Below are 20194 nucleotides of genomic sequence, written 5' to 3'. Positions count from 1 at the left end.
AGAAGAAAGGTCGAACCATGCCAGAACGTTTCCAACCCCTTGAAAAATTTGTGTTTTCACTGGTCGTGATGTCCGCGGTGGTCTGCTCCGCCTTCCTGGCGTACGAGCGTCATCCCGAGATCAAGATCGCGCTGCACGAAGGCGAAGCGCTGATGCGCGAAAGCGCCAAGTATTCGGTCATCTGCTCGCCGTCCAAGGTCGATCCTTGCGTCGAGATGTCCGCTTACTGAAGCCCGGCCGTCTGCTGGCCGCTCCATACTGATTCCCGCTGACGCGCGGCCGATGGCCGACACGCGTCGGCGGCGCGCATCGCGCATCCGCGCCACCGGTTCGGGTTGCGCGTCGGCTGAATACCGTCTCCCCGATTGGCCTATCCCGCTGCGGTGAGTTGTCCGCAACGCGGCGTTGCGTCTTTCTGTCTTCCTGTCTTGATGTCCCCCGAGCCGGCGCGTCGCTGCCGACGCCAGGCGCGCGTCGGGCTTGCGCATTGCGCGAGCGCACTTTCCCGCGCGGAAAGGCGGCGCGGCGTTCTGCCGGTTCTCCGCCGTGCATGCCTTTCCGTTCGGGAAAGGCTGGTTGAGCATCGATCGATTTTCGCCGGGCGCGAACGCCGTCATGATCAACGTCATCGACAACACGATTTCATCGGAGACAGTCATGACGCGACCCCTGGACGGTATCCGCGCGCTGGAACTCGGCCAACTGATCGCCGGGCCGTTCGCGGGCCGGATGCTCGCCGAATTCGGCGCGGACGTGATCAAGGTCGAGCCGCCCGGCGTCGGCGACCCGCTGCGCAAATGGCGGCTGCTGCACGACGGCACGTCGGTCTGGTGGGCCGCGCAGTCGCGCAACAAGACGTCGCTCACGCTCGACCTGCGCACGCCGGAAGGGCAGGACGTCGTGCGCCGTCTCGTCGCCGAGACCGACGTGCTGATCGAGAACTTCCGGCCCGGCACGCTCGAAGGCTGGGGGCTCGGTTGGGAGACGCTGTCCGCGATCAACCCCGGGCTCGTGATGCTGCGCGTGTCGGGCTTCGGGCAGACCGGCCCGTATCGCGACCGGCCCGGCTTCGGCGTGATCGCCGAGGCGATGGGCGGCCTGCGCCACCTCACTGGTGAGCCAGGCCGCACGCCGGTGCGCGTCGGCGTGTCGCTCGGCGATTCGCTGTCGGCGCTGCACGGCGTGATCGGCATCCTGCTCGCGCTGCGGCATCGCGAGCAGCAGGGCGGCAGCGGGCAGGTCGTCGACGTCGCGCTGTACGAATCCGTCTTCAACATGATGGAAAGCCTGCTGCCCGAATACTCGGCCTTCGGCGCGGTGCGCGAGGCGGCCGGCAGCAGCCTGCCCGGCATCGCGCCGACCAACGCGTACCGTTGCCGCGACGGCAAGTACGCACTGATCGCCGGCAACGGTGACAGCATCTTCCGGCGCCTGATGGAGCTGATCGGGCGCCCCGACCTCGGCGGCGATCCGGCGCTCGCGCACAACGACGGGCGCGTCGCGCAGGTCGCGCGCATCGACGCGGCGATCGGCGAATGGAGCGCGCGGCACGACCTCGACGACGTGCTCGCCGCGCTGAACGACGCGCGCATCCCGTCCGGGCGCATCTACGACGTCGCGGACATCGCGGCCGATCCGCATTACCGCGCCCGCGACATGATCGTCGACGCCGCGCTGCCCGACGGCACGCCCGTGCTCGTGCCGGGCATCGTGCCGAAGCTCGGCGCGACGCCGGGGCGCATCGAGCGTCCCGCGCCCGCGCTCGGCGCCGATACCGACACGGTACTCGAATCGATCGGCATCGATGGCGCGACGCGCGACGCGTGGCGCACGCGCGGCGTGATCTGAACCGGCCAGCGGAGCGACGACATGAGCCAGCACCCCCAACGACTCTATATCCAAGAAGTCGCGACACGCGACGGCTTCCAGAATGAAGCGGCTTTCGTCGACACCGACGACAAGATCGCGCTCGTCGACGCATTGAGCGCCTGCGGTTACGCGAAGATCGAGGTCACGTCGTTCACGTCGCCGAAGGCGATCCCCGCGCTGCGCGACGCGGAGGCCGTGATGCACGGCATCGTGCGCGCGCCGGGCGTCGTCTATACGGTGCTCGTGCCGAACGTGCGCGGCGCGCAGCGCGCGCTGTCGTGCGGCGTCGACGAGGTGAACCTCGTGATGTCGATGAGCGAGAGCCACAACCGCGCGAACCTGCGGATGACCCGCGAGCAGTCGTTCGCCCAGCTGCGCGACGTGATCGACGCGGTGCGCGGCACCGGCGTCGCGATCAACGTGTCGCTGTCGACCGCGATGGGGTGTCCGATGGAAGGCGACGTGCGCGACGAAACCGTGCTCGCGTGGATGCAGCGCTTCGCGGATCTCGGCGTGCACGGTTTCACGCTGTGCGACACGACCGGCATGGCGTATCCGTCGCAGGTGCGCGCGCTGGCCGAACGCGCGCGCGAACGCTTCGGCGCGCTGCAGCTCACGCTGCATTTTCACAATACGCGCGGGATGGCGCTCGCGAACACGCTCGCCGCGCTCGACGCCGGCATCGACCGCTTCGACGCGTCGCTCGGCGGGCTCGGCGGCTGTCCGTACGCGCCGGGCGCCTCCGGCAACGCATGCACCGAGGAGCTCGTGCACATGCTCGCGCTCGACGGCTACGATACCGGCATCGACCTCGCGGCCGTGCTCGCCGCGGCCGCACGGCTGCCCGCGCTGATCGGGCATGACGTGCCGAGCCAGATCCTGAAGGCCGGGCGCCGCTCGGATCTGCATCCGGCGCCGCGCGCCGAAGCCGGCGACATGCCGGCCCAGCGGGCTTTTTCGTGAACAGTCGTCAACAGGAGCGAATCACATGGCGCTGATCGATCACCTCGACCATCTCGTCCTGACTTGCGTCGATCCGGAGCGGACGAAGCATTTCTATACCGAAGTGCTGCAGATGCAGCTCGAAACCTTCGGCGCGGGCCGGCTCGCGTTCCGCTTCGGCAACCAGAAGATCAACCTGCACGTGCGCGGCGCGGAGTTCGAGCCGAAGGCGCACGTGCCGGTGCCCGGCGCGCTCGACCTGTGCTTCATCGCGTCGGTGCCGCTCGACGACGTGATCGCGCATCTGCGACGCGTCGAATGGCCGATCGTCGAAGGGCCCGTCGAACGCACCGGGGCGACGCGGAAGATCCGGTCGGTGTACGTGCGCGACCCGGATTTGAACTTGATCGAGATCTCTGAATTGATTTGAGGGGCTCGTCGGGCGGTTGGTCGTTTGCTTTGTCGTGCCGGTCCGCCCGATTGCTCGTTTGCTCGTTTGCTCGGTTTGCTCGGCTTGCTCGCTTGCTCGCTTGCTCGCGCGGCGGCACGACGTGCCAGCCGCGCGGCAGTCCTCCGCCGAAAGCGGACAGGCGCACGCCGCAGCCGCCGATTCCGGATAGCCGGCCCCGGTCGCGCTGCGGATAATGGTGCAACGGCGCCGGCCCGTCCGGTGCCTTCGCCGCGGGCCCCGCGAATGTCCCGCGCCATCCGCCTATCCGCCTATCCGCGTATCCGCCTATCCGACCGGACACTTTCCGAATGACGATCCTCTATCGCGGCATGGACCGCGCGGCGCTCGACGCCGCCTACCTCAACACGAAAGCCATTGCCGATTTTCCGGCCGTGCTCGCATCGTGCCAGGCACGCAGCCGGGCGCTGTACGACGCGACGCCCGGGCACCGCGACCTCCATTACGGCGCACGCCCGGCGCAGCGCTTCGACTGGCTGCGCTGCGGCCGGCCCGACGCGCCGCTGTTCGTGTTCATTCACGGCGGCTACTGGCAGCACTGCGCGAAAGAGGATTTCGCGTACGCGGCCGCCGGGCCGCTCGCGCGCGGCTTCGACGTCGTGTTCGCGGAATACACGCTTGCCCCGGCCGCGTCGATGACCGACATCGTCGGCGAGATCGGCGCGTTGCTCGACTACCTGTCGATCGACCCCGACGGCATAGGCACCGCGCGACGGCCGATCCACCTGAGCGGTCATTCGGCGGGCGGCCACCTGACGGCCGTGCATCGCGCGCATCCTGCCGTCGTGTCGGCGCTTGCGATCAGCCCGCTCGTCGATCTCGAACCGATCTCGCTGTGCGTGCTCGACGACAGGCTGCAGCTCACCGCGCACGAAATCGCCGCTTACAGCCCGCTGCGTCATATCGGGCCCGGCGCGCCGACCGTCGTCGCGGTCGGCGCGGCCGAGTTGCCGGAACTCGTACGCCACGCCCACGAATATGCGCACGCATGCGAGGCGGCCGGCGAGCGCATCGCGCGCGCGTGGCTGCCCGGCATGCAGCATTTCACGGTGCTCGACGATCTCGCGACACCCGACAGCGCGATGCTCGCCGCGTTGCAGGCGATCGCGCCGCGCTGAGCGCGACGTATTGCGCCAATTCGTACGAATCCGCACGGATTCGCCCCCGAGTCACACCGGTTCGCACCGGTTCGCGCCGCGCGGGGCGGGGCGTATGATCGGCATCGGGCCGGCCGGGCCGGTGCCGTTCGTCCGCGCCGCATGGCTTTTCCCAGGACCTCATCATGGTGAACCCGCTTCATTTCGATCTGCAGTCGCTGCGCGTGTTCGCGCTCGTCGCCGAGCACGGCAGCCTGACCAAGGCGGCCGAACACGGCCAGCTCACGCTGTCCGCGGTCAGCAAGCGAATCGCCGAGCTCGAGAGCGTGACCGGCAGCGCGCTGTTCGTTCGGCATGCGCGCGGCGTCGAGCTGACACCCGCGGGCCGCGCGCTGCTCGAGCATGCGGCGAAGGTCATCGAGCAGGTCAACCGGATGGCGCACGAGATGAGCGACTACGTCGCCGGCGTGCGCGGCCACATTCACGTGTGGACCAACACGTCGGCCATCGTCCAGTTCCTGCCGGCCGATCTCGCCGCGTTCCTCACCGACAACCCCGGCATCAAGGTCAGCCTCGAGGAGCGGCTGAGCCACGAGATCGTCGACGCGCTCGGCTCCGGCAAGGCCGATCTCGGCGTGTTCGCGGACAACGTGCCCGCACCCGGCATCGAACGGCGGCTGTACCGGCGCGACGAGCTCGTGCTGCTCGTGCCGCGCGGGCATCGCTTTGCCGCGCACGACAGCATCCGCTTCGCGGATACACTCGATGAAGACTACGTCGGCCTGAGCGACGGCAGCTCGCTGCTCGCGCGGATGACCGACGCCGCGTTCGCGGCCGAGCGCTCGCTGAAGCTGCGCATCCAGGTATCGAATTTCGACGGCGTGAGCCGGATGATCGAGGCCGGGCTCGGGATCGGCGTGCTGCCGCGCGACGCGGTGACCGGCGAGCGCGCGGCTCGGCTCGGGGTCGTGAAGCTCGACGACGCGTGGGCGACGCGCACGCTGTGGGTCGGCGTAAAGGCCGGCACCGTGCTGACCACCGACATCGCAAAGCTGTTCGATTTCATGTCGGCACGCTGAACGAGCGGAACTCGCCGCACGCGAAGCACCCGGGCGCGCATGCGCACGCCCCGGCGCAGCGCACCGCGTCATACCGGGTTGATGTCGTCCTGGCTGCGCCGCGTGGTCAGCGGCCCAAGCACGCGCAACGTGACGGCGACGATGCCGAGCGCAACCGAGATCACGCCGAACATCGCACCCGCGCCGTGTGCGACCAGCACCGGCAGCAGCACGAACGGCAGCGCGCCGCTGACGATGCGCGACAGGGCGTACGTGCTGCCGATCGCAGTCGACCGTACGCGCGCCGGGAAAATCTCCGCCTGGTACACGTGATAGGCGTTGCTGAACACGTTCGACGCGCAGGTCGTCAGGAAACCGAAGCAGACGATCAGCGCCGTATTGCCCGAATACGCGAAGCACAGCCCGAACGCTGCGATCGACAGGATCGACACGATCACGAGCGTGCGTCGCTCGATCCAGTTCAGCAGCGGAATCGACAGCAGCGAGCCGATCGGATAACCGATGAACGACAGCGCAATGAACAGCGTGCTGTCCGTCACGTCGAAACCGCGGCTCTTGACGACCGTGCCCGCGAGTGTGCCGAAGCCGTAATAGCCGAAGCCCTGGAGCAGGTGGAACACCGCGAGCATCAGGTAGCGCGCGCCGTAGGGCCGGTGGCGCAGCAGCGCGATGCGCTCGCCGAGACTCAGCGGCCGCTGCGGTTCGACCGACGCCGCGAACTGCTCGGGCACGCGCACGCCGGCGCTCTCCGCGAAGCGCCGCGCCGCGGCATGCGCTTCCGCCGTGCGGCCCTGCGCGAGCAGCCAGCGCGGGCTCTCCGGCAGCCGGTGCTGGATCAGCAGCACGTAGACTGCACCGAGGCTGCCGATCGCGAGGATGATGCGCCAGCCGGCCACGCCCGCGACGTGAAGCGGGTTCAGCCATAGCGCGAGGAAGCCGACCAGCGGCACCGCGACGTATGAGGTCGTATAGGCCCACGCGGCGAGCCGCCCGCGCTTTTCCTTCGGCAGGATTTCCGACAGGAAGCTGTCGGCGACCGGGTAGATCGCGCCGACACCGATGCCCGTCAGGAACCGGCATGCCACCAGCATGTCGGCATTGACCGAGAACGCGCCGATCAGCGAAAACGCGCTGTACCAGACGAGCGTCATCAGGAACGCCTTGCGCCGTCCGATGCGGTCCGCGAGGCTGCCGAGACACATCGCGCCGACGAACATCCCGATGAATGCCGATGCCAGCAGCAGCTTGAAATCGGCGCTTTGCCGGCTCAGCCCGTATTCGTTCTGCAACGCGGAACCGATCGTGCTGACGAGGAAGATCTCGTACATGTCGAAGAACAGCCCGATGCCGATCACCCAGACGACGAACCGGTGCAGCGCACCGACCGGCAGGTCGTCCATGAATTCGCCGAGCGTGATGGCGCGGGCGGGCAGGGCCGTCGCATCGGTACCGGCCCGGGCCGTGGGCGGTACGGCGGACGCGGGTCCACCCGCGGTGCCGCCAAGGTCGAGGGATTGGCTGTTCATCGTGTCTCCTGATTATCGATTTGCCGTGGCGCGACGCCCGGCCGTTCGCGGCCGGCCCTGTGGGCCCGCTCGCACGACGCGACGCACGTGCCCGCCAAGCCCGTGAAAGTCCGGATGCGCGGGGGGCGCCGATCGTCCGAAACATGGTGGGCGAATTTGCGCGGCGCGATAATTGCGGATGCCTCAAGCATCCTTTCCTGCGCAGAAAGGCTGCGGGACGGGCGTCGGACGGTGCGGCGGCCGCTGCGGGAACACGAGGGCAGGGAAAACCATCGGTGGTGTGGCGCGTGTTTGGCGCTTCGTGATGCCGTAGCGCGCGGTTCGATATCGGCTCGGTTGGCCTGGCGGCGCACAACAGAGCTGCGAACTCGGTTTCCCGCGTTCGTCGGCGTCCAGCGTCCGGCGATCGACCGGGCGCATAGGGCGCATAGGGCGCATAGGGCGCGCATCGTTGCCGCTCATGGCGACGCGCACGGATCGGAACGCCCGGCCGTCGCGGTCGCATCAGCATCAGCATCAGCATCAGCATCGGCACCGGGAGCGGCAGCGGCACTGACATCCGCACCGGCACTGCCGCCAGCATCGCCTCCGGCGTCGCCCCGTTCACCCCGGACCGTATCGGACGCAACAGCCTGCAACCTTGCCGCCAGGTCGGGCGCGATGCCGAGTTGCGCGGCTGTTTGCTCGCGCGGGCCGAAGGTTCGGACGTCGACACCGGCGATCTGCTGGAACAACACGAGCGCGCTCAGATAAGCGCCCGACACGCCCGGATGCAGATAATCGGGCCGCGAGATCGGCGGGTCGTTCCGCGCGTGCATGCCGTACCACAGCAGCGGCGCGCCGGACGGCACATACGGGTCGGGATCGGCAACACCGGTCGCCCATGCACGCTGCCACGCGCGGCCGACCGGCGCGACCGCGGCGATCGACGGATCGGTGCGGCGCGCGCGATCGAATGCATCGCGATACGCTGCGACGATGTCGGCGAGACGCTCGACGTAGCGTGCGTGAAAACCATCGCTGCCCGGCTCGCCCGCGAGCGCTTTCGCGAGATCGGCGCGCGGCCAGGTTTCATACAGATAGACACGCGCCTGCGGCGCCGCCGCACGAATGCCGCGGGCCAGCTTTGCGACGCTCGCACAGAAACCGGCCGGATCGCTCGCGCGGCTGTGCGTGAGCGCGAACGGCAGCGGCTTGACGCTCAGCTCCTGCAGAACGACCGCATCCCACGTGGGCCGATCGATCACGTCCGATGCCACGCGGGCATGTTTCGCGAGACTCGTCGCCGACATCGCCTCGAGGTGCACGTCGTAGTCGAGCCCGGCTTCGACGGCAAGGCGCGCGAAGATACCCGGAATTCCGCCCCACGGGCCCGGCTCGCGTTCCGCGCGGGCATCGGTCCGCCCGAAGTTTTCGTCGACGACCTGCGCGGTGCCGGCGACGCCCTGGCTGCCGGCGCGCATTGCGCCGTACGAACGCACGGGCGCGTAACGGCCGTGTGTGAGGCTGTCGCCGACGAACAGGATGCGCTGCGGCGCGCGGGCCGCCGGCGCGGGCGCGCCCGGCACGTCCGCGGCAAACGCGGCCGTCGCCGGCCCGGCGATCAGCAGCGCGGCGATGAACGTCCGCGCGCAACGCGTGACCAGGCAAAGGAACGAGGGTACGGCAGGCAGGTCGGTCATCTCGGGGTTCCGGAAGGACGCGTGGCCGCAGTATTTCACGAAGCGGCGCGACGTGGCATCTGCCGTTCGGCCAACTTGGAGGCGGTTTCCAGGTCCGCTATCCTGAGCGCTGGATTTCTGAAACCCCGGCCCGCCGGCCGCCCCGCATGCCCGCCGGCATGCTTCCCGTTTGTGTTCGCGCCGCCCACAGGAGACGCACGACATGATTCCCTCGACCGACAACCGGACGCTGTTGCGCACGCTCGGCATCCGCACCCCAATCATCCAGGCGCCGATGGCCGGCGTCAGCACGCCCGCGCTGGCGGCAGCCGTGTCGAACGCGGGCGGGCTCGGCTCGCTCGGCGTCGGCGCGACGAACGCCGACGGCGCGCGCAAGATGATCCACGACACGCGCGCGCTGACCGACCGGCCGTTCAACATCAACCTGTTCTGCCACCAGCCGGCCCGTGCCGACGCAGCCGTCGAACGCGCGTGGCTCGACTGGCTCGCGCCCGCATTCCGCGAACACGGCGCGACGCCGCCGGCGTCGCTGTCGGAGATCTATACGAGCTTCGTCGAGGACGATGCGATGCTCGCGATGCTGGTCGAAGAAAAACCGGCCGTCGTGAGCTTTCATTTCGGGTTGCCGTCCGACGAGGCAATCGCGATGTTGAAGCGCGCGGGCGTCACGCTGTTCGCGACCGCGACGAATCCCGACGAAGCCCGGCAGATCGCCGCGGCCGGCATCGATGCGATCGTCGCGCAGGGCATCGAGGCCGGCGGGCACCGGGGCGTGTTCGACTCGACGGCGCACGACGATCGGCTCGGCACGTTCGCGCTCACGCGCCTGATCGTGCGCGAATGCGCGCTGCCGGTGATCGCCGCCGGCGGCATCATGGACGGCGACGGCATCGCCGCGGCGCTCGCGCTCGGCGCGCAGGCCGCGCAGCTCGGCACCGCCTTCGTCGCATGCCCGGAGACATCGATCGACGACGGCTATCGCCACGCGATCTTCGGCGACGCGGCGCGCCGCACGACGTTCACGAGCGCGATCTCCGGCCGGCTCGCGCGCGGCATCGCGAACCGGCTGACCGCGCTCGGCGACGATCCGCACGCACCGGCCACCCCGGCCTATCCGATCGCGTACGACGCCGGTAAGGCACTGCATGCGGCCGCGAAGGCGAAAGGCGAGTTCGGCTACGGTGCGCAGTGGGCCGGGCAGGCGGCGCCCCTCGTCCGGTCGCTGCCCGCGGCCGAACTGTTCGCGACGCTCGAGCGCGAGACGCGAGCGGCCATCGCGCGGTTGCAGCACGTGCTGGACTGATTCCAGGGCCCGCGCCGCGCGCAGCGGGCTGGGCGAATGCGCAGCGATGCCACCGCAACGCGCAATACGCAACGCACGGCGCCGGCCACAAAATTGCAATGTTCTGTATCCGAGCGCCGCGCGGATACAACGCGATACAAAGCATGGGCCCCGGCCCGCTATAAAGCAGGCATGACCTCCTGAGGAGCACGACATGTCTGCAACATGGTTCAACGGATCCTGCCATTGCGGCGCGGTGAAATTCGAAGTCCGGACGGCGCTTGCGCCGGCGACCCGCTGCAACTGCAGCCTCTGCCGCCGTCGCGGCGCGCTGATGAGCCCGATGTTCGATGCAAGCGAACTGAAGATCGTCGCAGGCGAGAGCGCGTTGACCAGCTACCGGTTCAACACGCACACGGCCCACCACTTTTTCTGCAGCCGGTGCGGGATCTACCCGTTCCACCAGACGCGCAAGGATCCCGCGTGCTGGCGCGTCAATCTCGGCTGCCTCGAGGGTGTCGATCCGTACGCGCTCGAAGCCACGGTCGCCAACGGTGCGAGCCTTTCGGTCGTGGAGGACGCATGAAACGCTGGCTGATGATCCTCCTATTCGCCGCGGGCGGCCTCGCGACCGAAATCGCCCATCCGGTGCAGTGTTCGCTGCTGTCGATTAGCCGGCAGCGGGTCGGCACCCGCCGGGGTCGGAACGACGGCCCGTACTGAACATACAAGTGCGGGGCGGGCGCGGCGCGTATCGCATGCTGTCAATCGGAAACGATAATCATGCTTCCGATAAGATCGCACGCGATATATAATCGGTTCATCTGCGACACGATCCCGTGTCGAGGGAGGACGCTCATGAAACCGACCGACGCACCATCGCCAGCCACGCCGAAACTGTCCGAGTTCCTGTGCTTTGCGATCTACTCGACGAACCTCGCGTTCGGCAAGGCATACAAGCCGATCCTGGAAGAGCTCGGCCTCACGTACACGCAATACATCACGATCATTGCGCTATGGGAGGAGGACAACCAGACGGTCGGGCAGCTCGGCGAAAAGCTGTTCCTCGAATCGAACACGTTGACGCCGATCCTGAAGAAACTCGAGGCGATGGGCTATCTGGAGCGACACCGCGATCCGTCGGACGAGCGCCAGGTGCTCGTGAGCCTGACGAAAAGCGGCCGCCGCGTGCGCGAGAAGGGGCTCGACATGGATCTCGTCGAAGCCACCGGGTTGAAGCCCGACGAATTCGCGAAGATGCAGAAGGCGATCGTCACGCTGCGCGGCAATCTGATCGATTCGATCGACGAATAGACACGAATAGACACGAGCCGGCGGCGCACCTGCCGCCGGCCATTGCGGAAATTTCCGCAATTTCCGAACACCTCCCGCGATCGCGGCCGACGCACCGCCGCAACCAGGCAAGGCCGGCTCCTTTCCTGCTAACCCGTCCGGGTCTGCGCACGCTCAAGCACCAGCAAATGCATGTCGCGGCGCGTCACGAAGCCGAGTGCCCGATAGCGCTCGATCGCGACGTGATTCGACGTGAGCACGTGCAGAAACGGCGTTTCCTCCCGCGCACGGATGGTCGCGATCAATGAGCGGATCAGTCCGGCCGCGAGCCCCTGGCCCCGAAACGCCGGATCCACGCACACGGCGCTGATCTCCGCATGACCGCTGGCCCGCAGCCGCTGACCGGTCATCGCGACGAGCCGGCCCTGCCTGCGCACGCCGATATAGCCGCCGAATTCGATCGTGCGCGGGCCGAACGGGCCGGGTTCCGTCGCCGCGATCAGCGCGAGCATCTCCGGCACGTCGGCTTCGGTCAGCGGCACATGCTCGGAAGGATCCATGTCGTCGAGCGTTCCCTGCCAGATCATCTGATGCAGCGTCGCGCGCCGGACCACCGAAAGGCCGGCCGGCGTCGGTATCTCGTCCGGTGAAAACAGTGCCGCCGGCCCGTATGCGTCGATCACTCCGCGCAACGCGTCGAACGCGGCCGGGCTGCGATCGGCCATGCCGGCAAATGGCGCGAGGGCCGGCGGAAACCGCCGCGCACGCGCATCGCCGAGCGCAAAACGGTGCTGCTCGCCGGCGAGCGCATGCCAAACGGCGTTGTCGAGCGGGTGCGATCCGTCTTCTTCGTGTCCCGCCGTTGCTTCCCGCATCGCGTGCTCCTTGATTGAACGCTGTCCGCCGCACAGCATAGACGCGATCGGTCACGCAGGTTGCAGACGAACAAAAGCGCACGCGATTACATCGCATGCGCTTTATTTGACGGGCGGTATCGCCGATTTCGTCGTGACGTTCAATGACCGAAATAGATCGAGCGCTCGGCCATGCGAATCGTGCTGCGACCGCCGGATTGCGTCGCGCCGTCGGCGTTGCTGCCATAACCGGCTGCCTGCGTGTCGGCCGCCGTCGCGCCATTGTCGCGAACCCGCTTCAGCGCGGCCTGCAGGTTGTCCGGGTAGTTCGGATCGTTCGGGCGGTTCGGCAGATAGCCGGCCTGCTGGAGCGCGGCCAGCTCCGCCCGCACCTGCGCGCGCGTCACGGTGGTTTCAGCGGCGAACACCGGTGCGGCAACGGAAGCCGACACGGCGACGAGCAGGGCTGCAATCAGTTTAGTCTTCATCATTCACCTCGATAGAAAATAGCGTATTCAGGGTTGTCCGGGCACGCCGGCAATCAATGTCGGTCGCGGTTTCGTTCAATGGCCGAAGTAGATCGAACGCTCGGCGACACGCGTGACGGAACGGCTGCCCGACTGCGTGACGGCTGCGGCGTCGCTGCCATAACCGGACGTCGCCGTATCGGCCGCGACGGCGTCGTTGGCGTGGATACGCGTCAGCGCGGCCTGCAGGTCGTCCGGATAGTGCGGATCGTTCGCGCGGCCCGGCGCATAGCCAGCCTGCTGCAACTGGACGAGCTCGGCACGCACTTGCGCACGCGTCACGACGGCTTCACTGGCAAAGGCCGGAGCGGCAACGGCGGCGGACACGGCAACGAGAAGGGCAGTGATCAGTTGGGTTTTCATCATTTACCTCGACAAGAATAGGGTGGGTGATTCGTGAAGGCGGCGCCTGGCCGCCCGATCCAATGCTCAGACGATGCGGATCTCGACATCGATGTTGCCGCGCGTCGCCTTCGAATACGGGCAGGTCTGATGCGCGGTATCGACGATGTGCTGCACGACGTCGCGATCGAGCCCCGGCACGCTCACGTTCAGGCGAGCCTGCAGAAAGTACGCGTTGCCGCCCATGCCGAGGTCCACTTCGGTGTCCACCGCGAGATCGGCCGGCAGCGTCACCTTCGCCTCGCGCGCCGCAAGCTGCATCGCGCCGATGAAGCAGGCCGACCAGCCGGCCGCGAACAGTTGTTCCGGGTTGGTGCCGGTGCCGGCGCTGCCCGGCGACGACAGCTGGATGTCCAGGCGGCCGTCGGAACTGCGCGCCGCGCCGTCGCGGCCGCCGGAAGTCGTGTGCGTCTTGCCCGTGTACAGCACTTTTTCGATCTTGCTCATCATTCACTCCGTCAGGTTTGAAGGTCTTTTCAGATGCGATTCGATCGCATGCGATGCAGTTTCGTCGAGACGCCGACTCACGTCAAGCGGATTCGATTAAATCGCGTGCGATATTTTGTATTTCAATGTATCTGAATCGTTTCGGGCCTTGCGGGGCAAGGCTTTTCGGCGATCAATCCCTTATATTGAAAAGGCGATGCGAAGGGAAAATTCGCCGGCGGGCAGGGCAGACACGCGTCTCAATGGCCATCGACTTGGCAGCGGAAACCCCGTTACGCTGGACGGATTTCGGCGATCACGACCAGGATCACGGCAGCGTCCGCAGGCAACTGGCGCTGGGAAAAGGCCGAGCGAGCGTGTCCGGCCTTGTCGCCCAGCACCGCGGCGAACAGGTCGGAGGCACCGTCGATCACGGCCGGCTGGCCGTAGAAGCCGTCGGCCGACGCGACGTGGCCCTCGACCCGCACGATGTGATGCAGTCGGTCGAACCCGCCCAGGTGCTTGCCGATCTGCGCGAGCACATTCAGCGCCGCGAGCTGCGCCGCGTGCCGACCGTCATCGACGTTCAATTGTTCGCCGACGCGGCCCGTATAGGCCACCTTGCCGTCGACGAGCGGCAGTTGCCCGGACACGAACAACAGGTTGCCGGCTTCGCTGACGGCCGTATAGCTGCCGAGCGGTTGCGGCGGTTCGGGTAGCGAAAAGCCGAGTCCGGCCAGTTTCTGTTCGATCGTCATCGCGTTCTCCTTCGGGGATGATTGACGGGTCTGTCAGTCACTCTAGTGAGGCGGTCGGCGCCGGTAAATATCGTTCGCGCAATTGATTTGGCACACGATGTAACGAATCGCGCGCGGCATCGAACGGCGCGAACGCGTGCCGGCAAAGCGGCCCGGTGCCGCCCGCCGTGTTCGCTGGTTCGCTGGTTCGCCGCCGGGGATTCATGCACACTCGTTGCTTCGACATCCCGCGACACAAGCACCGGACACCGCTGGAGCCGCTTCATGCAACGAAAATTCGACGACCTCCTGCTCGGCAGCATCGAGCTGTTCTGCCTGGCAGCCGAACTCGGCAGCTTCACGCTCGCCGCGACGGCCGCGAGCGTCACGCCGGCCGCCGTCAGCCGGTCGGTCGCGCGGCTCGAGGAGCGTCTCGGCGTACGCCTGTTCGTCCGGACGACGCGGCAAATCCGCCTGACCGATTCCGGACGGCGCTACTTCGAGCAATGCCGTGATGCGCTGTCTCAGCTCGTCGACGCGGAGCGCGAGGCAACGGGCCAGCAGGCAACGCCGGCGGGCGTGCTGCGCATCAGCATGCCGACGCCGTACGGACACTATCGGGTGCTGCCGCTGCTGCCCGCGTTTCGCGAGCGCTACCCGGACGTCCGCGTCGAAACGCACCTGAGCAACCGCAACATCGACTTCGCCGAGGAGGGTTTCGACCTTGCGATCCGCGGCCGTGCGCCGGCGGATTCGAGCCTCGTCGCGCGCAAGCTCGAGGACGCCGAACTCGTCGTCGTTGCGACGCCCGGCTACCTGAAGCGCGCCGGCGTGCCGCGCGCCGTCGACGATCTGCACGCGCACGAATGCATCCAGTTCGAGCTCCCGAGCAGCGGCCGGCCGATTCCGTGGCTGTTCAACGACGGCGCGGCAGAAATCGAAATCGCGACGACCGGCGGTTACGGCACGTCGGGCGACGTCCTCGCAGGCGTCACGCTCGCGCGCAGCGGTGCGGGCCTGTTCCAGACCTACCGCTTCATCGTCGAACGGGATCTGCGGGAGGGCACGCTCGCGGAGGTGCTGTCCGGTCAGGGCGGGCGGTCGCGGCCGTTCATGCTGCTGTATCCACATGCACGCTATCTGTCGTCACGCGTGCGCGTCTTCGTCGACTTTCTCGTCGAACATCTCGAGCAGGCGCCCGACAAGCGCAAGCGCTAGCCGCGTGCGGCCGGTGCGCGGACGGCGCGGCTGAGCCGGTAGCGGGCCGGCGCGCGCCATCCGCGCCGGCCGTTCTCACTACTTTGCCGCTCAGTGCCCGGCGCTCTGGCCGCCGTCCACGTGCAGGATCTCGCCGGTGACGAACGGCGCCGAATCGAGATACAGGATCGCGCCGACGATGTCGCTCATCTCGCCCATCCGGCCGACCGGATGCAGCGCTGCGAGCGTTGCATGCGTGTCGGGCGCATGCATCGGCGAGTTGATGATGCCGGGCGACACCGCGTTCACGCGGATGCCGGCCTTCGCATACTCGATCGCGAGCGACTTCGTCGCCGCATTGAGCCCGCCTTTCGTCAGCGATGCGAGTACCGATGGCACGTTGCTGTTCGCGTGGTCGACGAGGCTCGTCGTGATGCTGACCACGTGTCCGCCGCCATGCCGCTGCATCGCCGCGATCGCGCGCTGCGTGACGTGGAAGAAGCCGTCCAGGTTCACGCGGGTGATGGCCGCATAGTCGTCCGCCGTGTATTGCGTGAACGGCTTCGCGATGAACACGCCGGCGTTGTTGACGAGCGTGTCGACCTGCCCGAAGCGCTCGATTGCGGTGTCGACCACGCGCCGCGCGACCGCCGGATCGCCGATGTCGCCCGCGACGGTGACGAGATCGGGATCGTTCGACGGCCCGATCGAACGGGACGTCGCGACCACCCGATGGCCCTGGGCGCGGAATGCGTTGACCGTTTCAGCACCGATGCCTTGCGATGCGCCGGTGACGATGATGACTTTGGACGTGCTCATGATATGCCTCGACAGGTGACTGGTTTTCGGCTTCAGTGCCGACCGGATCGATGAATCCGATGGACCAGACTCTAGGCGTGTCGGGCCGGAGTTCGAACACCCACCATGGAGCAACAGTCTTGCGTCGCGGGAACAAATGCGGGGCGCCTGCAGCGGCGATCGGTGCGGCGGTGGTGTTCGCGCAAGTGGATCGACGTGATTGTCAATGCGCCGGCAATCGGATGACGACGCGCGTCGAATCGTCGTGAATGCGGAGGTTTGCGCGGTCAAACGAGGCGAACGCCGGGCGCTGGTTTGTTCGCAACACGGCGGGCACTTCGCCAATTTATCGACGCTATCTGGATAACTTTTCTTATCACAATAGGTCGATTAAAAACACGAACTCGCTCGTTCCAGAATGCGTCTGACGGGGACTTCGGTCGCCGGGGCGTGGGCGCAGGTCGCACCAACGGACGGCGAGACTGCCGACCAGCGCCGCGCTCTGCACGGCATCCTCGCGGCGCGGCGCGACGAAGCGGGGCATAGCGCAGCGCCTAGTCCAGCTTGCAACCTCGAGCAACGACGCATCGTGAGCGAGCGGCGCCGCATCGAGCGGAACGGCGGCGCCCGCGTCCCCCAGCCGCACGATGATGATCGCGTGATCGGGGCGATCGTCGCGCCGCTCCACGATCGCATCGATCCGACGCCGTGCGCGCGTCACCGCCGCATTCGCGTGCGCCCCCCGCTGCGGCCTGTGCGCGTTACAGCGAACCCTGGAATTCGAGCACGCGCGCCTTGAAGTCGTCCGGAACGGCCAGCGTCGTATTGCTCGCGTAATCGAACATCACGTGCGTCGACGCGCCGCGCGCAACGATAGTCCGGTCATCGCGCTCCATCAGATGTTCGAGGTCGAAGCTCTTGCTGCCGAAGCGCACGATGCTCGACCGGATCGTCAGGTTGTCGCCGAACTGCGCAGGCGCGAGGTATTCGCACTGCGTCTTCACCATGATGTGCGGCAGTTTCTCGCTGCGCGGCAGGCCGAGCAGATCGAACATATAACAGAGGTAAGAATGCTGCAGATAGTCGTAATAGACAGGACTGCTCACGTGCCCCATCGAATCCGTATCGCGATACTTCACGTGAATCGGCGTTTCGTAATGTCGCTTGGTCATGATGTCTCTCCGGAATGGCTGGGTTGATTTATATATTCGAACCTGCTTTACAGTCAGGTACCCGAAAAATTAATCGAACACGTATCGGAGCGCCACTATCAGAACGGATAGCGCACGGCAGCGATGTCGGAGGGCCCGTCGTAACAGGCGGCGACGAACTTTTCATGCTCGGCCCCTATCCTGAATAGCCCGGCGGGCTTGCAGCGGGCGACAAGATGCTGCTCGGAGACGATCGGCGGGTTGTAACGATCCGACGGCATTCGACATCGGCCCCTTCCAGAAAACGCATCGAGCGACCGATCGCCGGCGACACGGCGACTATAGCCGCACCGATGCTCGCGCACGACTGACAGGGGGATAGGGAAGCGCACCGGGCCGCGTCGCGCCTGTGCTGCTAGGGCTGTTTGCGCTTCGCGAAGTAATGCGCGGGCGAATCGCCGAATGCACGGCGAAACATCGCGATGAAATTGCTCGGCGTCGCATAGCCGAGCGCATCCGCGATATTGGCGACGCTGTCGCCGTTCGCGAGACGTTCGAGCGCGTGCGTGAGCCGCGCCTGCTGTCGCCATTGCGCGAAGCTCGTGCCGGTCTCGGCGACGAACAGCCTGGTCAGCGTGCGGGCGGACAACCCGGCCCATTCGGCCCACGCGTCGAGCGTGCGGCTGTCGTGCGGCTGGCCGAGGATCGCATTGGCGATCCGCAGCAGCCGGCGATCGCGCGGCATCGGCAAATGCAGCGGTTCATGCGGCGCGCGGCGCATCTCCTCGAGCAGCACGATGCTCATGCGCGCCTGCTCGGTATCGAGCCTGTCCTGGTCGGCCCAGGACACGGCACGACGCACGAGCGCGCGCATCAGCTCGGTGATCGCAATCACGCAGGGCCGGTCCGGCATCCGCCGGCTCGCGGCCGGTGCGATCACGACGCTCCAGCCGCTCAACGCACCGCTGATGCTGACCTTGTGCTGCTCACCCGGCGGAATCCAGCCTGCGCGATGCGGTGGCAGCAGCCATGAGCCGTGCGGCGTGCGCACGTGCGCGAACCCGCTCTCCACGCAGAACACCTGACCGCGCAAATGGCTGTGCCAGTCGACTTCGCGCGTGCCGAGTTGATACGCGTTCCTGCCGTCGTCTTCACCCCACACGGCGATCAGCGACGGACCGTCCTCGCGTTCACTCGGATCGGCGTCGGCGCGCTGCACGGCGCGCGACGGAGAAGCTTCACGGATGGGCATGGCCGGAATTCATTATTTTTTGTCTAAACAACATTATCAGCTTTGTCCCTGGGCGTCCAACAATGCATGTCGTGTTCAAACCGAATCGAAGCAGAGGAATGCGATGCATGCAGCACTTGCTCCCAGGACGGACGATGCCAGCGCGCGGCGCGTCGTGTCGCGAATGGCGATCGCGGCAGCGCTCGCGATGCTCGGCGCGTGCGCGAGCCGCGACGGGCTCACGCCGGCCGGCACGCTGCTCGGCGCCGAGTCGCTCGCTGCGACGCGCAGCCTCGCCCACGCATCGATCGCCGACTGGCCGGCCGCCGACTGGTGGCGTGCGCTGCACGATCCGGAGCTGAACGCGCTGATCGACGAGGCGCTCGCCGGCAATCCCGATCTCGCCACCGCCGATGCGCGCGCACGTGAAGCGCAGGCGCTGGTGATCGAGGCGCAGGCCGCGCGCGTGCCGCACATCGTCGGCCGCGCGAGCGCGAAGGGCGAGCGCCCGTCCGGCACGCAGTTCTCGCCCGGCGAAGGCGGCGGTTTCTTCAGCCACACGCGCGAGATGAATCTCGGCTTCAGCTGGGATCTCGATCTGTGGGGCGGCCGCCGTGCCGCATGGGAAGCCGCGCTCGGCGAAGCGCGTGCCGCGCGGGTCGACGCGCGGGCCGCACGCATCATGCTGTCCGTCAACGTCGCACGCGCATACGTGAACCTCGCGTATGCGTTCGATCAGCAGGACGTCGCGCGTGCCGAATACGAGCGTGCCGACGAAGCGCTGACACTGACCCGCCAGCGTGTGGCCAAAGGCATCGACAACGTCGCGCAACAGCGCCAGGCGGAAAGCGAGGTCGCGGCCGCCGCGCGCGAGCAGGCACGCGCGGCTCAGGCGATCGGCAGCGCGCGCATCGCCGTCGCGATCCTGCTCGGCGCGGGCCCCGACCGCGGCCTTGCGCTCGCGCGTCCCGCGCCATTGCCGATCGCGGCGCTCGCAGTGCCGGCCGATCTGCCCGCGGCGTTGCTCGGCCGGCGCGCCGACATCGTCGCCGCGCGCTGGCGGGTCGAGGCGGCGAGCCGCAACGTCGTCGCCGCCCGCGCGGACTTCCTGCCCAACGTGAGCCTGACCGCGCTGATCGGGCTGGCGACACGCGGCGGCGCATCGTTGTTCCAGGCCGCGTCGCGCACCTACAACATCGGTCCGGCCGTGAGCCTGCCGATTTTCGACGGCGGCGAGCGGCGCGGCGTGCTGCGCAAGCGCGACGCGCAATACGACCTGGCGGTCGCCGGCTACAACAAGACGCTGATCGGTGCGATCGGCGAAGTGGCCGACGATCTGCACCGGCTTGATTCGCTCGCCCTGCAGGCCGACGCGCAGCAGCGTGCGCTCGATTCCGCCACCGACGCGTGGCGACTCGCGGACGCGCGCTACCGGGCCGGAGTCGGCAGCTACCTCGATGCGCTCGTCGTGCGCCAGCAGCTACTGGTCGCGAGCCGCGAAGTCGCCGCGCTGCGCGCCCAGCGCGCGGATCAATCGCTGCAGCTCGTCGCGGCACTGGGCGGCGGCTTCCGCGCCGAACCCGACGACGTCGCACTCGCCGTCACGCCTTCCCACCGTCCCTGAGATCGAAC

General features: G+C 67.5%; 24 protein-coding genes. 12 read left to right on the top strand and 12 right to left on the bottom strand.

Translation table 11 applies throughout. From position 1 onward, the window contains the following. Positions 1-17 precede the first annotated feature (17 nt). The 6 genes from ABIC50_RS33180 (at position 18) to ABIC50_RS33155 (ending at position 5456) form a co-directional block, all read left to right on the top strand. On the top strand, positions 18-230 hold the full coding sequence (locus tag ABIC50_RS33180) for a hypothetical protein (RefSeq protein WP_006753449.1): 213 nt from the start codon (positions 18-20) through the stop codon (positions 228-230). Between the two features lie 427 nt (positions 231-657). Next, positions 658-1848, top strand: a complete 1191-nt coding sequence (locus tag ABIC50_RS33175) for a CaiB/BaiF CoA transferase family protein (protein ID WP_354169022.1) — start codon at positions 658-660, stop codon at positions 1846-1848. Between the two features lie 21 nt (positions 1849-1869). Beyond that, positions 1870-2832, top strand: a complete 963-nt coding sequence (locus ABIC50_RS33170; protein ID WP_354169019.1) for a hydroxymethylglutaryl-CoA lyase — start codon at positions 1870-1872, stop codon at positions 2830-2832. Between the two features lie 25 nt (positions 2833-2857). Continuing rightward, positions 2858-3241, top strand: coding sequence for a VOC family protein (locus ABIC50_RS33165; protein ID WP_138847695.1), 384 nt, complete (start codon positions 2858-2860; stop codon positions 3239-3241). Between the two features lie 329 nt (positions 3242-3570). Next, complete coding sequence (locus ABIC50_RS33160; RefSeq protein ID WP_354169017.1) at positions 3571-4398, top strand: alpha/beta hydrolase; 828 nt, start codon at positions 3571-3573, stop codon at positions 4396-4398. Between the two features lie 164 nt (positions 4399-4562). Continuing rightward, the gene (locus ABIC50_RS33155) at positions 4563-5456 is read left to right on the top strand and encodes a LysR family transcriptional regulator (RefSeq protein ID WP_011656889.1); all 894 of its coding nucleotides are present in this window, start codon (positions 4563-4565) and stop codon (positions 5454-5456) included. Positions 5457-5524: 68 nt separating this feature from the next. Here the strand turns inward: ABIC50_RS33155 and ABIC50_RS33150 are convergent, their stop codons facing one another. After that, positions 5525-6982 carry an MFS transporter gene (locus ABIC50_RS33150; RefSeq protein ID WP_354169014.1) on the bottom strand — a complete coding sequence of 486 codons (1458 nt, stop codon included), beginning with the start codon at positions 6980-6982 and terminating at the stop codon, positions 5525-5527. Between the two features lie 458 nt (positions 6983-7440). After that, a complete protein-coding gene (locus ABIC50_RS33145) occupies positions 7441-8664 on the bottom strand; it encodes an SGNH/GDSL hydrolase family protein (protein ID WP_354169012.1) in 1224 nt (407 codons plus the stop codon). A 202-nt stretch (positions 8665-8866) separates the two neighbouring features. Between ABIC50_RS33145 and ABIC50_RS33140 the strand changes: the two genes are divergently transcribed. The 4 genes from ABIC50_RS33140 (at position 8867) to ABIC50_RS33125 (ending at position 11260) form a co-directional block, all read left to right on the top strand. After that, complete coding sequence (locus tag ABIC50_RS33140; RefSeq protein ID WP_354169010.1) at positions 8867-9967, top strand: NAD(P)H-dependent flavin oxidoreductase; 1101 nt, start codon at positions 8867-8869, stop codon at positions 9965-9967. Positions 9968-10160: 193 nt separating this feature from the next. Beyond that, entirely contained in the window at positions 10161-10532 is a 372-nt protein-coding gene (locus ABIC50_RS33135; RefSeq protein ID WP_165751433.1) for a GFA family protein, read from the top strand. Then, positions 10529-10669 (top strand): hypothetical protein, encoded by a 141-nt coding sequence (locus tag ABIC50_RS33130; RefSeq protein ID WP_175655705.1) that lies wholly within the window; start codon positions 10529-10531, stop codon positions 10667-10669. Before ABIC50_RS33135 ends, ABIC50_RS33130 begins: the two co-directional genes overlap by 4 nt. A 135-nt stretch (positions 10670-10804) precedes the next feature. Next, complete coding sequence (locus ABIC50_RS33125) at positions 10805-11260, top strand: MarR family winged helix-turn-helix transcriptional regulator (protein ID WP_165751435.1); 456 nt, start codon at positions 10805-10807, stop codon at positions 11258-11260. Positions 11261-11388: 128 nt separating this feature from the next. Here ABIC50_RS33125 and ABIC50_RS33120 read toward each other — a convergent pair whose 3' ends face one another. From ABIC50_RS33120 to ABIC50_RS33100, 5 genes are all read right to left on the bottom strand, one after another. After that, on the bottom strand, positions 11389-12114 hold the full coding sequence (locus ABIC50_RS33120; protein ID WP_354169007.1) for a GNAT family N-acetyltransferase: 726 nt from the start codon (positions 12112-12114) through the stop codon (positions 11389-11391). 140 nt (positions 12115-12254) lie between these two features. Further along, positions 12255-12584, bottom strand: a complete 330-nt coding sequence (locus ABIC50_RS33115; RefSeq protein ID WP_354169005.1) for a DUF4148 domain-containing protein — start codon at positions 12582-12584, stop codon at positions 12255-12257. Between the two features lie 72 nt (positions 12585-12656). Continuing rightward, entirely contained in the window at positions 12657-12983 is a 327-nt protein-coding gene (locus tag ABIC50_RS33110) for a DUF4148 domain-containing protein (RefSeq protein WP_354169002.1), read from the bottom strand. Between the two features lie 66 nt (positions 12984-13049). Further along, entirely contained in the window at positions 13050-13469 is a 420-nt protein-coding gene (locus tag ABIC50_RS33105) for an organic hydroperoxide resistance protein (RefSeq protein ID WP_354168999.1), read from the bottom strand. Positions 13470-13741: 272 nt separating this feature from the next. Next, complete coding sequence (locus ABIC50_RS33100; protein ID WP_354168996.1) at positions 13742-14206, bottom strand: RidA family protein; 465 nt, start codon at positions 14204-14206, stop codon at positions 13742-13744. Between the two features lie 264 nt (positions 14207-14470). Here ABIC50_RS33100 and ABIC50_RS33095 point away from each other — a divergent pair, with 264 nt between their 5' ends. Next, complete coding sequence (locus ABIC50_RS33095; RefSeq protein WP_175660816.1) at positions 14471-15403, top strand: LysR family transcriptional regulator; 933 nt, start codon at positions 14471-14473, stop codon at positions 15401-15403. 90 nt (positions 15404-15493) lie between these two features. On the opposite strand, the gene ABIC50_RS33090 is transcribed toward ABIC50_RS33095, so the two are convergent. The 5 genes from ABIC50_RS33090 to ABIC50_RS33070 form a co-directional block, all read right to left on the bottom strand. Beyond that, positions 15494-16201 carry an SDR family NAD(P)-dependent oxidoreductase gene (locus ABIC50_RS33090; protein WP_175706955.1) on the bottom strand — a complete coding sequence of 236 codons (708 nt, stop codon included), beginning with the start codon at positions 16199-16201 and terminating at the stop codon, positions 15494-15496. A gap of 355 nt (positions 16202-16556) precedes the next feature. Further along, positions 16557-16901, bottom strand: coding sequence for a hypothetical protein (locus tag ABIC50_RS33085; RefSeq protein ID WP_354168993.1), 345 nt, complete (start codon positions 16899-16901; stop codon positions 16557-16559). Positions 16902-16941: 40 nt separating this feature from the next. After that, positions 16942-17352: an acyl-CoA thioesterase gene (locus tag ABIC50_RS33080; protein ID WP_105834432.1), complete on the bottom strand. Its 411-nt coding sequence runs from the start codon at positions 17350-17352 to the stop codon at positions 16942-16944. Between the two features lie 98 nt (positions 17353-17450). Further along, a complete protein-coding gene (locus ABIC50_RS33075) occupies positions 17451-17612 on the bottom strand; it encodes a hypothetical protein (protein ID WP_354168990.1) in 162 nt (53 codons plus the stop codon). A 134-nt stretch (positions 17613-17746) separates the two neighbouring features. Then, complete coding sequence (locus tag ABIC50_RS33070) at positions 17747-18583, bottom strand: AraC family transcriptional regulator (RefSeq protein WP_354168987.1); 837 nt, start codon at positions 18581-18583, stop codon at positions 17747-17749. 103 nt (positions 18584-18686) lie between these two features. Between ABIC50_RS33070 and ABIC50_RS33065 the strand changes: the two genes are divergently transcribed. Further along, positions 18687-20186: an efflux transporter outer membrane subunit gene (locus tag ABIC50_RS33065; RefSeq protein ID WP_354168985.1), complete on the top strand. Its 1500-nt coding sequence runs from the start codon at positions 18687-18689 to the stop codon at positions 20184-20186. Positions 20187-20194: the final 8 nt, after the last annotated feature.

It is taken from the genome of Burkholderia sp. 567 (genome assembly GCF_040545115.1).
GTDB lineage: Bacteria > Pseudomonadota > Gammaproteobacteria > Burkholderiales > Burkholderiaceae > Burkholderia > Burkholderia ambifaria.
This window is presented reverse-complemented; position numbering and strand designations above follow the sequence as displayed.